The sequence below is a fragment of the Stenotrophomonas sp. Ste96 genome, assembly GCF_024519495.1.
Lineage (GTDB): Bacteria > Pseudomonadota > Gammaproteobacteria > Xanthomonadales > Xanthomonadaceae > Stenotrophomonas > Stenotrophomonas bentonitica_A.
On sequence record NZ_JALJRX010000006.1, the window covers coordinates 36,193 to 49,848 of the forward strand.

Sequence of the window (13,656 nt, forward strand, 5' to 3'; positions counted from 1 at the left end):
AGCGGTCCTTCTTGACCTAACTGCTCAGCGGGCTTAGCACTGAACTCCAAACATCGGGAGGCCACCACAATGTGGTCTCCCTTAAGATCTTCTCAGATTCGTTGCAGACGCCGCCAAGTCTAATCTCCGATTCCTGCCATTGATGCAAGGTTCCGGGAAACGCTGGCTACGGTGCAGCTGGGGCCATAGCCAAATAGCTCCAGCTTGCCTGCTCCAAGGGCGTCTCGGATACTGATAGGGCATCGTGTCAAGGCAGTTTCACCCTTTCGCCTGAGCTAGCCCGTCGAACATGGCCACCCCGACAGAATCCGAACAACCTAATCTCTTATCCAAGAACGATCCTACGAATAGTCCGTCGGGGCTTCCCCCATCCAATGGTTCCCCCAAGCGGAAGTGGTTGCGACAACTGCACTGGCAAGCCCACTGGCTTCTGCCCAATCTGATCCCGGGTCCATACCGGTCGCATCGTGACTACGAACGCGACCACGACCGGAAGCAGAACGAACGCATCCGCGTGCCGCTCGAGCTGGATCTCAGGGTAAACGTGATCTGGGGCGTCGAACTCTATGGATCAGCGGAAGTAGAGGGCCTGTATAGCGGACTGGAAAAGCTTGGCTGGAAAGGCGCGGGTGCCTGGAACGAGAAGGACAGCGTGCTGAGGTGGGTCCGCGAGAGGCGGTCCTTTGGTGCAGAGGCTTGGTTGAACGTGGGGTCGGTGCTAGGAAAAGAACGTCGCAGCAACACCTCATTGATCCACAACTTCGCAACGCTGCCGCCGGGAGTGGAGTCGTTGATGGTTCGTGTCCATCAGATCACCTCGTCCCTCACTGCGATGGTCGTGGGATTCGAGCTGGATGAGTCCTTGGCCCAGCGCTATGCGACAGAGCTCAACCGGGACCGCACGACCTACCGCCGGCGCAGCTTTCGGTCTCGCCGATGGATCGAATCCATAGGCCCAGAGAACCAGAAGCGCGAAGCTATCGAGGTAGCCCGGAGGGACCTTCGCCGCATGGTCGGGAACTGGTTCGGGCAGCACATTCCAGGCTTCTTCAGCGGACTGAATCGCCGCGAGAGGTTTCCAACAATGGAATTGCTGACCTCCCAGAGCGGGCCAATCTTTCATGAACCAGAGCATTCGCCAAACAACGGATTTCCTAACTGGCGCTGGGCATTGGCCAATGTTTCTCGGCATGAAACATGGACCTACAAGGACTTGCCTGGGCTTCAGCTATCGATGGGAGGATTCAGGGCGGAAGAGGAAGGGTTGCATATCCTGACTGCCTTGGATGTCGCGGCCTTCCCCGAGGAGAGGGTGAAGTTCTACGGCGGCAAGACCATGAATGCCGTTCTCTATGTGTGCCACGAGGAACTTCAGGGAATTCTCATTCATGCATCGACGCTCGAATATCTGAAGGAGCAACTGCGCGACATCAACGTTACGCGCGAGAACCTAAAGAAGGCACGATCAGGTCGACGTAGCGTCAAGCGCTCGCTGCACGAGATCAGCCAATTCTTCGATAGAACACTGGGATCACCTGCAGTCGCAAGGGAGCTTGCTCGGAAGTCCAAAGATATGGGCTGGTACAATCACGATTGCCCATCATTCAACACACCAGGCTGGAGGGATGGTGACAAGCCGCGAGAATTGCCTGAGGAAATTCGCGGCGGAGTCAATTACCTGGCGAATCGACTAACCGAGGAGGAGGTTTCGATACGTGAGCATTTCGAGCAAGTATCTGCAGTCCTCAGCGTTCGCGAGAGCATCAAAGCCCAACGCCGTATGGAATGGCTGACTGTTCTCGCACTGGTGGTAGCATTCGCTTCGCTGATGGTCGCATTCCTGCCACGGGACAAGCTCGCCAGGGATCTCGACGCCCTGAGGAAAGACGTCGTCTCGGCATTCTGGCAGGCGAGAGAGGGATAGTTAAGAATCTGCAGGTTGATAATCCCCACGCTGGGCGGTGTGACCCAGGCTCACCCTTGATACGAATCGATCTTGGTGCAGTTAGGTCCGCCGCACGAGCCAGCAAACAGCCGAACCCAGCACTTGCCGCGGCGGCCGCACCAATGTCCGCTTTCGGTCGAAAACTGCCATGCCCCCAGCTTCGACAAGCGTCCATAGCGCCCTACCCGGCCGATGCCCGCTAACGGCCAAGAGCGGACATCGAATCAGAAGGCGATACGAAACCTAAGGCGCCGAACGGAGCCAGTCCAGCGCCATCTCGATCGCATCCTGATCCCCGCGAACATTGCTTTCCGGCACGATCCCCTTGGGGTACTCAGTACCCTCACGGTCAGCCATTGCCGCGGTCGTCAGCAACAGCGCGCCACCATCGGGAAGCGGGAAGGTCGTGTTGGACGTCGCAAGCCCTGCGGTTGGCTGTCCGAAGAACCGGGTTCCGGGTCGCGCCCTGAAGGCAACGGCCACGGCCTCGCCGGAACTCGCCGTCCTCGGCCCTACCAGCACGGCGACGCGGCTGTCGGACAGATCGGCGCTGCACGCAGGGCTGGCGCGTGATCGCCATTTCCTCGTCTTTCCCTGCCTATCTCGGAAGCCGCCTGCATCGCGGTCACCCAGCAGGGAGTGCAGTCCATTGAGCATGGGCCACATGTTGCCACCGTTGTTCTGGCGAAGATCAACGATCCAGCCCTTGGTTGAGGTCGGTGCCAGGGTGGCGATGCGGTTGCAGAGTTCCGCGGTGAACGCGCCCCTGTCGTCCTTTCCTATCCCGCGCAGCCCCGGCACTAGTATGTATCCGATGTCCGTGATGGATCGGGGTTCCATCGGTCGGCTGCGAACGGCCTGCGCGCGATATGTCGAGGCCTCCTTCGGTGTTTGAAGCAGACTGTGGCGGTCTGCAAGCGCGTCCAGCACCCTACGCAACCCCGCATATGCCTCCTGCGCGGGAAGCTCCTTCTGATCGTCCGTGAGTAGCGCCGCCTCTTCGGCGGGCCAGTCGACGTTTCCCGTATTCAACGCCTTCGCGCGAATGAGGGGCAGCGCGTGCGCCAGCATGGCGTAGGCGGATACACTGGTTTTCTCCACTGCCGCCGACGTCAGGGTGAGCTGTTCGGCGTGCAGGGCCATTGGCCGCGCTATGCGGGAAGTTCGGAGTCGCCTCCGCATCAGTCAGGAGAGCTTCGCTGACAGCATAGGGATGCATCGGGCGTACTACAGCGCTCTCGAGCGGGGCACCAAGAACCCAACAGTCAGCACCCTGAGTCGGGTCGCTCGAGGGCTATGCATCTCGTTGGCCCAGCTGTTCTCTACAGCCGAATTACTAGAGAAAAAGCAGCACTAGGCAGTGGCAGGTTGAGATCCAGCGAGGACGCTCGCGAGAAGCGCCATCTACATAGGTAAGACTGCCCGCCGGCTTCAAAGATCGCACGTGGAAGGGCTGGCCCCAAAGCGGGACACTCCCCTTTTCGCCTGTTTCCCCAAGAGCGAAAAGGGTGTGCCCTACCGGGAATGCAACCTGATCCGCCGAACTACCTACGCTTGCCGAGCCCAGGAGCCCCGCCATTAGCCCCGCGCACGTAGCCCCTCATCCCCCCGACCTCATTGATCCTGTCGTGGTGGCTCTTGGGGCTACGCTCTGTAGGCAAAACTTCAGGCATTGCGTCCACCTTCTGCTTCAGCACGTCAGCCACGCTTCTTATCTTACTCTCCCGCAGCTCCGCATCTCTCAACGCCGCATTTGCACGATCAAGATCGTGCTGCAATCTACAATTCTCAGCTGCTGCCTTTGCGAGCAGCACTTCAAGTTGACTGACCTTACTCTTGGCCTGAATGAGTTTCTTCAAGGTGGTCGGTTTGAGCTCTACAGTCCGGTTGAGCACTCCGGTCTCCGTGACTTCAATCACCGAAACGTAGCGCTCACCATTCAGGAAGCTGAGGCTCTTTGGTAGCTCTCTCGCACCCGTCTCAAAATCCGACCGCGGTACCCGCTTGTTCTTTCTCGCCACTACGCTATCTCCATTTATCGCGCAGAATTTCTGCAGCCAATTATGAACGAAGCAATCGCTGAAGGTGGCGGCGCCGAGAGGGTCACCAGCCTATAGCGCACACCCCCTTACGCCCACCACAGTGATGTACTGTTGGCCCCAGCTGCCATAAGCACCGGTCCTGCCAGCTATCTAGATCGTCTTGACACGGAGCGATATGCAACATCGATTCACTTTCCGAAGAACCACCCAAGCTGATGTCAATTGGGCCTCAGACGCCGCCCCGGACGATGAACAATTTGAGTTTCGCATGGAAGCCATGGCTTCGGATGCCCAGTGGATTGAGGGTGTAACGGAATCACGGCGGGTCGGCCAGTTCGAGATCATGATCTCGAGCCATGAGGAACTGGAGGTCGTGAAGAAGAAGCTTGTTCCACTCCTCCGTCACTATTGGGACTACCTCCGGATCGTCCTGTGAAGTCCAGTCCAACTGGAGATCGGCGCAACTCTTGTAGTAACCGCCACCCAGGCTTCGGAATACAGATGCAGCTCCGTTATTTTTAAGGGAGCCCACCGCTTAGAGAGAGAGTCGGTCTACTCTCTGCAACTGTAACTTGGTCAGCAAGCTGGTCGGGGTGAGCGCATCATCGATGCGACGCTTGGCTCAGACGTAAAGGTTGCATGTACTTGCTATCTGCATCAACCCCTACAGCTAGGGTCACATTTGCAGCACTGAGTAACAGAGTGCTGGCAGGGCTGCTTGGGCGAATTTTTCAATGAAGCTGAAGAAATCAGTAATGCTGCCGCTATCGTTGTGAACATGGGGCAGTCCCTCCACACCAAGGAGTACACATGGGCGAAGCGAAACGTCGTGGATCGAAGGAGTTCAGGGTGAGTCACGCAATTGAGAGTGGCAAGAAGCGCCAAGAACCGATCGGACAGATTGAATACATTAATCGAACCAAAGCGATGTTCGATCCCCTCACCACTCCGTCGGAAATTGATGCAATTGTTAAAGACTTCTGCGCCTCACTGAGCGACCACATGCCTGTGATGCTTGAGTGTCAGCCAGAGCCGTGGAGCCGCCAACAGAGTTGCGACGGGAATGTCTTCCGATACATTGAACTCAATGGCGGAAGCGCCGTTTGTGGGTACATCATTTGGTACACCGATCAACTGTACGTTGAAGCGGAACGCCATATGGTTTGGACCGACGGCAGCGTGCTCCGTGACGTGTCATTTGTTGCTTCAGGTGAAAAGTCAATTCTATTCTTGCCCGACCAACTCAAATTTGACGAGCGACCAGGCAAAGTTCGTCACGCAGTCAATGCTAGGGATGCAGAAATCATTCACATGATTGAAGCCCACGAAAGCCGCGTGCAGGTCTTGAGAGCATCCACAGAGGAATCGTGGAACATGATGCCTTCCTACGAGCAATTGTCGCGAAGAGCGAAGTAGTTGTTAGCCCGCTCCGAAGCGCATCGAATGAACCCTACAGAGCCAATCTGCGCGGCTGTGCACGCGAGAGCTCATCCAGCTCAGTGAATACCTGACCGAGGTACTTACCTTAGGTGAAAAGGCCCCGTACTGCGGGGCCTTTTCTTTTCTGCATTGCTTCGGAGCTTAGAACCGCCCAGCGGAAGCCTACGTTGCCTGCTGCGTTCGACTGGCCCGTACCGCCGCGCTCGGCGGTGACATTGCCGTATACGGTCAACACGGGGCTGGCGGTGTAGGTGGCACCGAAGAACACCCGAACGTTGTCCTTGGAAACCTGCTGGCCAGCGACGTCGAACTCGGTGCCGGAGAGGACGTTGAACCAGGCGTTGAACGAGGTATCGCGGCCGCTGAACACTGCCCGGCAGGCGATACCGCTATCGCCAGCCTGGGGGGACCATCCACCCAGGACGAGCTCAGTTCCTATCGACTCCGTGGCCAGTCCAGCCGCGCGGGCTGCCTTCTCGTAAGCCGGCCACAACGGGTCGACTACCAGTCACAGTTCCCTGCCCAACTGCTCCATCGTAAAGTCAGCACGGAAACTGGCCTGCAAAGCCAACTCGTAGATGCGTAGAAAGAACTGCGCGGTTCCTCGAGATGCCAGTACCAAGTTGTGCTGGGGAATCAGGAGTACCTTGGCCGCTGAGGAGGCCGCCCCAGTTAGCGCGTCCTCGGCCAGAGTGTCGACCCCGACAAGAAGCTGGTCAGGCCGCAGCAGTACGTTGAGGATGCTCAAGGCGGAGGTCCGTGTGGGGCCGCCTCACTATTGCCGTAGTTCACTTTCTTGTCGATAAAGGCTCAAATTGACACCCCCAGCCCGGCTGGCGCCAATGTCGAAGTTGTAGCAGAGCTTGGTACGCACGTGGGCTAAATCAAGGCGCTTCGGCATACCGCAACGCTGGCTTTGGGTGGCAAGCCACCTAAGGCGGATCGAGTCCGCCTTGATTGGCTCTTCCAGGCTTCAGCTTGGTTGGGATCCACGAAGTCTCAGTTGCTCGTGTTGCACAATGCCGGGCAGGAACTTTGCTGCCCCTACATCAGCGCGCAGATGACCAACGCGCCGGCACCAAGCGTCAACGCCAGGGCAATGGAGACCACGATAGTGACACCGAGCACAATGGTGACTGACAGCTGCTTGCTGAGGATGAAGTTGTTGCCGTTGAAGCAATTCTTGAAGATAGGCTGGAATCGACTTGATTTTTTGTTTGACATGACAGTTTCCTTATTTGATTGTCATGTCTATTTATTCAAGAGAAAAACTGGTGAGCCGATCGGGGCCAAGCGGTGCAGAATTCACATAGAAGGGGAATCAGCCGCCGTCATGAGACCCTCTTCCGATGGCTAAAGAGCACTAGCTACCGCAGCCAACCGCCCCTATCGACGGGATCGAAGGAAGTCCTGAGCACAAGTTGCACATGTTTTGCGGTCACACTGTATGTATGCAACGCTATAGAGCTTCACACAAAGGAAGTGGGTCGTGACCGAGACGATGGTTGGGAAGAGGGAATTTCTGATTGAGTACTCCATGCTGACAGGCGCATCGGCTCAGGACCTTGTGCAGGTCGCGATCATGTATGACCAGAGCCTTCCCGTTGCCCAGACCGCCTTGCACTCTATGCCCAGTATCGGCTTCATGTCGAACTCAAAGAGGCTTGCTGCGTTCTTCTCAGTGTGTCGTCACCTTGAGAACCTGGTCCTCAGAGGGCATTGCGGTGCTACACAGGCGATCTTCAGCCTCGCTCTCCTGCGAAAGAGCTCGTCAGATTTCAGGAAGTGTATTGATCTGTTCGACTCCATGGCACCAAGGATCGGTCTCGTAGAGAGATCGTCCATGTCTCGGATTGCTCGAGGCTACTTGGCTAGTCTGGAGGGGGACCTGACCTGATGCACAAGCGCGACGCGCTGGGGATCAATGCTTCACATGGGTACTGGTACCTTCTGGTGAACTAATGAATTGCGCGGCCTGACCAAGCTGCCAAGACGATTGCGGCTGATGCGATCTCAGACCTCAACAACGAAGCTGGGATAGAGGCTCGGATTCTCCCAGCGACGAAAACGCCTGGTCGACTACGCTTAAGGTTGGGAAGAGCCACGCCTAACGGATTGCGAGCAACCGCAGGCGCGTCCGACCACACTCGCGATGCAGATCGGAGATGACCAGCAGCCTCACGACTGCGCATCCTCATGCCGGCCGGTCGGAAAAGACTCTAAAGCCAGGCTCACCATTCTCTCCTCTAGGCGTCGCTTCGCAACCAGAAGACCTTCGTCCTCAGCCAGATAGGGAGAGTCAAACAATGGCACTTCGACCCACAGTGGCTCCTGGCCTGGATGGACATAGGCCGCGTGGTCATCGAACAGCAGGGCCTCTCCCAGAGTTGGCGACACGTACGTCAGATCCTTAGTTCGACCGCTCCAGGCCGTGTAAGCAAGTTGGGCGAACCAATCCGGCACTTTGCCTTCCGAGACCAGTAACGCGGCAATCCGACGGAAACGCACTTCGTCCACTGTCGTAAACATGACAAGCTCATCGAACTGTCCCTGCGCGTACTCGAGGAACTCGTACAGTCCCGACCGGGGGATCTGACTGACAGCATTGGAGATCAGGGTGCCCTCTAGGTCGAGAGCCAGAATAGTTGGGCGCATGTGGTATTCCTCGATTTGGGCGTATCCACCCTACCCGTGGCCAGTCGCCCAGACTGAGACTAATTGTCTGGTCGGTCTTCCGAATGATGTTCCACCCGCCGCCCTCTGTCCACGTCGTGAGCCTACTGGTACGCCCCCTCCCAAAGCGTCCAGATACACTCAGTGAGTGCATTGCCGACTCAGCGGCTCTGCGTGAAGAGGTGACTTCGATCTCAGCGGCTTCTATCGCAAGCACCTTGCCCATCTGCTCTCAGAGCATTTCAATCTGATCCGGCCCTTCGCCTGCAGGAGCTAGGCGTCTAGCCGTCCTCCAGCTTCCAGATACTCACGGACCGCGGCCAGGTCCTCGACACTTCCACTGCACATGAGTGTCAGAGCTGGGGCACCGTTGAACATACTTGCCTTATTGGGTCGACGGATCCAGCCATCAGCCTGTGTCCGGTTTGGAAAGATTGTGTGTAGCGCTCGATAGATGCCCAGAACGTAGCTAATCCTTTCGAGAGTCTCCTGCTGGAGTCCCTCGACAACCCCTGTCTGTGCCAATACAAGAACAAAATCTTCGGGCTGGCCAAGAACTGCACACTGCTCAACTGCGCTCAGGGACCATGCGTTGGCGATCTGGCTGAATGATCGCAGGGCCGGCCCAGCAAGGGCAGGATCGATGCCTACAAGTCGCATGCTCATTCGCTCAGCCTGTGAAGTCACTGCGCACATGCTACCGCCGATTGGTTAGATCAGTTGCCCACATTGAAGGGACGACGGCCACCCGATCGCTGGCTCTCATGAACGAGCGGCCATCCTGGCCATGAAGAACGAAAACTCAATTAACGAGACTGCGTGCCGCTAATGATGGAGATGCACCCCGTGTACTGGCCGCATGACTGATCTAACCGACTTCCCCGATGACACCCGCGTGTACTTCATCCGTCACATCGACGGGTATACCCAGCCACACAAGGGAACGGAGTCCACGTCTGTCAGGTGCTATTTGGCGCCCATTCCACATGGGTGGGGGTCAGATCCATCCAAACTCGATGATCGTCAGATCGCGCGTCTGTTCTCCGACAAAAATCCTGAGGGTTTCATCAGCACCATCTTCGCGGGGTCACTAGCAACCTACGTTGCAGGGCAATGCTTCATCCGCGGAGAGGATGGCAGGGGCGTCTATGCCGGAATGCTGATTCCGAAGCAGCGAAAGCTGGGCAATGCCTTGGCCTTCGGCGAGGAGTCCAGGCTGTACAAGGAGTACGAGGAAGACCACGAAAGCGGGCTATTCCCGTCTACCAAAGTTGGAGAGCGCTCCACGGGCGAGGCCGTTGTCGCACTTCCCCAGTCCCAGTTGCACCTTCAGGAAGCACTGAGTTACGGCTCCAGAATCCTGGTGGCTAGGGACACGAGGAGCCGTGACGAGCGAAATCAGGTTGAGTACATCATCCCCAGGACCGTGATCTTCCGGGCGTTCTACGCTTTCAATTCCACCATTGCAGACATCTTCACCGCGGGGCCGTGGAGTACCGTCAGGTCCAAGGCCATTTCCGAGCAGGAGTTCGCCGGACACGTTACCGGCATCGATGAGCACAGCGGCTACTGGAAGATCGTGCTTGCGCTGGGCATGACGTTGGATGATGGCCCAATGATGGCCCTCTTCCGGTTTGATCACTATGCCGAGGCCCGAGCCAAGCGCATTCACGAGCCCATTCTGAAAGCCCAGTTGGACGCTGCCCTTTGGGGCGCCGAGGACTCGCATTGGTGCTCCAATGCCGAGATCCCGTTGAACCCGCTCTTGGGACCTTACCAAGGCACCGTATCTGGCTACTTCTTGAACCGCCGCAAAGACGGCGGTTTCGCCGGCAGGACCTTCTTGGTGACAGCGATTCACCAGATGTCCTTCTCAAAGCGGCTACCGGCAATCGCTACGATCCTGGTCAATGATGCCACCGAGGGTGAGAAGGTCATTCATACGGGAGGACCTAGGCCACACAACAATGGAAATAGACCTCGATCGCCTCGTCCTAATGGCAAGCCGACGGTAGACGCGCATGAGGCAACCGAGCGGAGGCCAGGGTTTGATATGCCCTCCATCTCCTTCGCTTTCCATCCGAAGCCAAAGATCATCCGGCTCAAAAAGGATCAGAGCTTCAAGTACAGTTCCAAGCGAAAGAAGGACAGTCAGGAGCCCACCACAGAGATTTCTGGCGGCCGAAAAGCCGGTAAGCAAGAGGATCTCAGCCACGCCCACAGCACTCATGAAAAACGCGAGGCATCGGAGTTGCTGACTGAACTGATGGCGATTCTGAAGGTACTCAAGACGAAGGGGACCATTGCCGAGTACCGGGTCGTCGCCCCCGTTGACTCCGAGCAACGCGTCCAAGTTGGCGCCTACCCTTGTTGGAACTTCCTGGGCGAGGACGAACGCAAGGCAGTCCGCATTGGAAAAGCTGATTGGGGGACGCGATCTTGGATGTACCTTCAGAAGGCAGAGTCACACTACAGAGCCCTCGCTCGCACAGCATTTGTAATCAGACTGTTGCTGCCCAATGGCCTTGCGGGCCTATGGATTGAGGTCGAGAGAAGAAGCAAGAGAGACAAGAGCAATGAGTCCATTGCGTCGGCGTTTGTCGTTTCAGACGATCTCGCTATCCGAGCAGAGACGCAGGCTGCACTCAGCATCATCCGATCGGTTCAGGGTGTCTCGCTAGGCAAGGCATTTGAGAGGAAAGGACGCGTCTGCTACACCCACCCTCACTACATGGAGAAGCCAGGTAGCGAAAAGTGGAGCTTGGCGCCATTGGAGGCCTTCCTGAAATCGATAGGCAACGGTCAGCCCCAACCATAGCTTGGTCGCACCATGCACCAAAGCCGCCCCTTCCGCTAAGGCGCCTGCCCATCGATCACGACCATTGCCACCGAATGCATCAGGTAGATGAGAGCTTGCGTGGCCGATAGGGCCATGGCCCCAACGAGTCTGTCAGGCTTGATCGACTCAAAGGTCAGTTCAGGGTCAGATCCGCCCGTCGATTAGCGCTAGGCAGCTCCGGATCAAGGCCCAAGAAGGCGCCCGAAATCGTCCCAAATTATTGAATTTTCAATATTTTTCTCAAACCAGCCAAATTTTTTGGGCAGGCAAACGGCCCCTAACTGGGCCTAGGTCACAAATTGACACCCCGTTCCCGATGTCCGATACTGCCACCACTCGGCTCGAGTGATGCATCGCTCGCCGAGACTGACTGTCAGTGCACCGAATCGATCGATGCTGCACTGATGGAACTTTTATGGCGCCCAAGGGCCGGAAGAGTGCTGCTAGGTTCTCTCGTCCGGACGACGTCATCGAAGGTTGGAACTTAGCTTACAAAAATGAACGTTGATGTTGGAAAGGCCGTTACTTACTATGGGTAACGGCCTTTTCGTTTTGGCATCCAACAAGGAATTTGGTGTGGAAAGCGTAGCCATTTGGAAACCCCTCCTCCAGCAGATGCTGAGAGGTCAGCCTCCCGAACCTGCAGCTCGGCTCCTTCAGCGGTTGGCCAAGAGCCCCGAGGCCAAGGCACTTGGAGGCTTTGACTACAAGCGGATGGGCTTTCCGCGGTTCAAGAATTTCTTGGATGCCTGCTCCGACGTTCTAGATCAGCACATCAGCGCTCATGGCGACATGCTGGTCTCGCTCCGCGGAACCACAGTTGATGCCCGCTCGGAGGCAGTGCGTCCGGCTCCTTCCTCAATTCGAAGTGACGTCTGGATAGCATTCTCCAACCCCGATCCCAATCGCATCAGGTTCATCAATCGCACTACCGGCGAGGTCATGCACCACGTCTTGGCTGCCGGCGAAACGGTAGATGGCATCCGCCCGGGCCAGGACTGGGTTCAGATTGAGCCGGTGGCTGCAGACGTCCAAGCCTCCTGGATGCGCGAGTTTGCAGCACAGACTGAGGGCGTCAATCCTGAGGACCATGCAGTACTCAGACAGTCGTACAGGACTTACGCCAGCGCCATCTTTGCAAAGGAACTCGGCCCGCTAGGCAAGCAGTGGACCAAGTTCCGAACTGCAAAGATGGTCGAAGCGATTCAGAAGTGGTCAGCAAGGGTCAACATCGCCCTGGCAACACTCACCCCTGCGGCTACCAATCGTTTAGAGGCGACTGCGGTTGAGACACCCAAGCTGGAAGCAGTCACCTCTGGCCTGTCCGCCAGAGCGCGGGCGCTCAAGCTCATGGATGCCCTCACCGACGAAGAGATATCCAGCACTCTGGTACCGCTCATGGCTTCGATCATCATGGTGAAGGCACAGCGCTAGCAGGAGATCCAAGGATGGCAATCTTCGTAATCGGACTACCAAGCAATCTCAGAGCACGCTTCATCGCGGAAGCCGCTCGTCAGGGGCAGAGGCCAGAACTGAGCTTGGTTGTGAAGCAGCAGTACCGTTATGAATTCAGTCCTCCGAACGGCCAGTGCGTTGCGGACCTGAACAACTTTGCCATGCAGGAAGCCTGGCCTGACCTTACGGTCGTAGTTCTGCCATACGTAGCCCTCCCCCCGGAGATGAAGCCCGAACTTCAGGTGCTGGCCGATGAAGGCGTCAGGATCATTCGACCTGTTCGTGGCGAGAACGGCTGGCCTCTTCGACTTGTGAGCCAAGAGGCAGACGACGATTTCACTGGCGAGGTGTACAAGGCGCTGGTGGAGCAACTTGGCTGGGCGACTACAACGGCATCCCCCGCCGAGAAATTCCGCAGGTCAGCTCAGAAGTATGGCGACTATCAGATCCTGGGGGATGCCTTGGACAAGTGTGATGAAATCCACCACACAAGACACCGATTTCTCAAAACCTCGGCGCAACTCTTGGAGAAGTTCTGCAAGAAGCGCGGTGCCATCCAGATGGGACTGGCCAATTACTTCGGTGATCACGGTGTAGATCTTGCGACCACCGGCGGTGTCAAGACGACCATCTACCTCATGAAGGCAGATCGCATCATCGATAAGAGTTCATCGAACATGCACCTTAAGGAAGGCGATGCGACAACGCCAATTGCATGCCCTCGCATCTACTTCCAGCATCTCGACCGCGATCAGCAGTTCCGTCTATTCCTGCTCTACGTCGGGCCTCATCCGCCCAAGAATCTCATCCAGATCAAGCGAAACGTCCAATGGGAGCATGGCTAGCCTGTGTATTCAGGCCAGCCACCAACAGCCGACCGACCGGCATCCAGGAGAAGGTACTTGCAAGGGAAGGATCTGAGAGATTTGCTTGAAGCACACCCTAATGCCAAACATCACCTGAGCGACGCAAATGACTACCTAGTCAGCTATCGCTTCGACACGGGAACTGAGGTCGCCTTCGACCCACGCACAGTCAAAAAGTGCTCCGTTTTCTTGGCTAAGATGCCGCCTGCTGGGCTCTATCACCCCGATGACCTGGTCATCTACGAGGACGACGATGAGCCATCAAGCGCGCTGCGTCGAGTCTCCACCAAACTTGCATCCACTCGTCCCTTGTATCGTGTCAAATTGAAGGACCCCGACCGGGCCAAGGAACTCTTGGACTGGGCAAGGCTGGCCTAGCGGGCCCGCGATCGGACA

The 13,656-nt window shown here is 56.9% G+C and carries 15 protein-coding genes; 9 read left to right on the forward strand and 6 right to left on the reverse strand.

From position 1 onward, the window contains the following. The first annotated feature begins 397 nt into the window (after nt 1-397). Complete coding sequence (locus OC373_RS15120; RefSeq protein WP_261997969.1) at nt 398-1,924, forward strand: hypothetical protein; 1,527 nt, start codon at nt 398-400, stop codon at nt 1,922-1,924. A 264-nt stretch (nt 1,925-2,188) separates the two neighbouring features. Here the strand turns inward: OC373_RS15120 and OC373_RS15125 are convergent, their stop codons facing one another. Beyond that, entirely contained in the window at nt 2,189-3,088 is a 900-nt protein-coding gene (locus tag OC373_RS15125) for a S41 family peptidase (protein WP_261997970.1), read from the reverse strand. Nucleotides 3,089-3,098: 10 nt separating this feature from the next. On the opposite strand from OC373_RS15125, the gene OC373_RS15130 reads away from it, so the two are divergent. After that, nucleotides 3,099-3,302 carry a helix-turn-helix transcriptional regulator gene (locus OC373_RS15130; protein WP_261997971.1) on the forward strand — a complete coding sequence of 68 codons (204 nt, stop codon included), beginning with the start codon at nt 3,099-3,101 and terminating at the stop codon, nt 3,300-3,302. 187 nt (nt 3,303-3,489) lie between these two features. On the opposite strand, the gene OC373_RS15135 is transcribed toward OC373_RS15130, so the two are convergent. Further along, complete coding sequence (locus OC373_RS15135; protein ID WP_180863480.1) at nt 3,490-3,966, reverse strand: hypothetical protein; 477 nt, start codon at nt 3,964-3,966, stop codon at nt 3,490-3,492. 196 nt (nt 3,967-4,162) lie between these two features. On the opposite strand from OC373_RS15135, the gene OC373_RS15140 reads away from it, so the two are divergent. Further along, nucleotides 4,163-4,423 carry a hypothetical protein gene (locus tag OC373_RS15140; protein WP_261997972.1) on the forward strand — a complete coding sequence of 87 codons (261 nt, stop codon included), beginning with the start codon at nt 4,163-4,165 and terminating at the stop codon, nt 4,421-4,423. A 374-nt stretch (nt 4,424-4,797) separates the two neighbouring features. Next, nucleotides 4,798-5,403, forward strand: a complete 606-nt coding sequence (locus OC373_RS15145; RefSeq protein ID WP_261997973.1) for a hypothetical protein — start codon at nt 4,798-4,800, stop codon at nt 5,401-5,403. 109 nt (nt 5,404-5,512) lie between these two features. On the opposite strand, the gene OC373_RS15150 is transcribed toward OC373_RS15145, so the two are convergent. From OC373_RS15150 to OC373_RS15160, 3 genes are all read right to left on the reverse strand, one after another. Next, a complete protein-coding gene (locus tag OC373_RS15150; RefSeq protein ID WP_261997974.1) occupies nt 5,513-5,797 on the reverse strand; it encodes an autotransporter outer membrane beta-barrel domain-containing protein in 285 nt (94 codons plus the stop codon). Nucleotides 5,798-5,935: 138 nt separating this feature from the next. Beyond that, the gene (locus OC373_RS15155) at nt 5,936-6,175 is read right to left on the reverse strand and encodes a hypothetical protein (protein WP_258014550.1); all 240 of its coding nucleotides are present in this window, start codon (nt 6,173-6,175) and stop codon (nt 5,936-5,938) included. Nucleotides 6,176-6,471: 296 nt separating this feature from the next. Beyond that, complete coding sequence (locus OC373_RS15160) at nt 6,472-6,651, reverse strand: hypothetical protein (RefSeq protein WP_049459169.1); 180 nt, start codon at nt 6,649-6,651, stop codon at nt 6,472-6,474. A gap of 265 nt (nt 6,652-6,916) precedes the next feature. Between OC373_RS15160 and OC373_RS15165 the strand changes: the two genes are divergently transcribed. After that, nucleotides 6,917-7,324, forward strand: coding sequence for a hypothetical protein (locus OC373_RS15165; RefSeq protein WP_180863476.1), 408 nt, complete (start codon nt 6,917-6,919; stop codon nt 7,322-7,324). Nucleotides 7,325-7,605: 281 nt separating this feature from the next. Here the strand turns inward: OC373_RS15165 and OC373_RS15170 are convergent, their stop codons facing one another. Beyond that, nucleotides 7,606-8,082, reverse strand: coding sequence for an NIF family HAD-type phosphatase (locus OC373_RS15170; RefSeq protein WP_261997975.1), 477 nt, complete (start codon nt 8,080-8,082; stop codon nt 7,606-7,608). Nucleotides 8,083-8,959: 877 nt separating this feature from the next. Between OC373_RS15170 and OC373_RS15175 the strand changes: the two genes are divergently transcribed. The 4 genes from OC373_RS15175 to OC373_RS15190 all read left to right on the forward strand — a co-directional run bounded on the left by OC373_RS15175 (nt 8,960) and on the right by OC373_RS15190 (nt 13,638). Further along, nucleotides 8,960-10,918 (forward strand): hypothetical protein, encoded by a 1,959-nt coding sequence (locus OC373_RS15175; protein ID WP_261997976.1) that lies wholly within the window; start codon nt 8,960-8,962, stop codon nt 10,916-10,918. 552 nt (nt 10,919-11,470) lie between these two features. Then, nucleotides 11,471-12,373: a hypothetical protein gene (locus OC373_RS15180; protein ID WP_261997977.1), complete on the forward strand. Its 903-nt coding sequence runs from the start codon at nt 11,471-11,473 to the stop codon at nt 12,371-12,373. A gap of 14 nt (nt 12,374-12,387) precedes the next feature. After that, complete coding sequence (locus OC373_RS15185) at nt 12,388-13,239, forward strand: hypothetical protein (RefSeq protein ID WP_180863472.1); 852 nt, start codon at nt 12,388-12,390, stop codon at nt 13,237-13,239. A 57-nt stretch (nt 13,240-13,296) separates the two neighbouring features. Beyond that, nucleotides 13,297-13,638, forward strand: coding sequence for a hypothetical protein (locus tag OC373_RS15190; protein WP_261997978.1), 342 nt, complete (start codon nt 13,297-13,299; stop codon nt 13,636-13,638). The last annotated feature ends 18 nt before the right edge of the window (nt 13,639-13,656 follow it).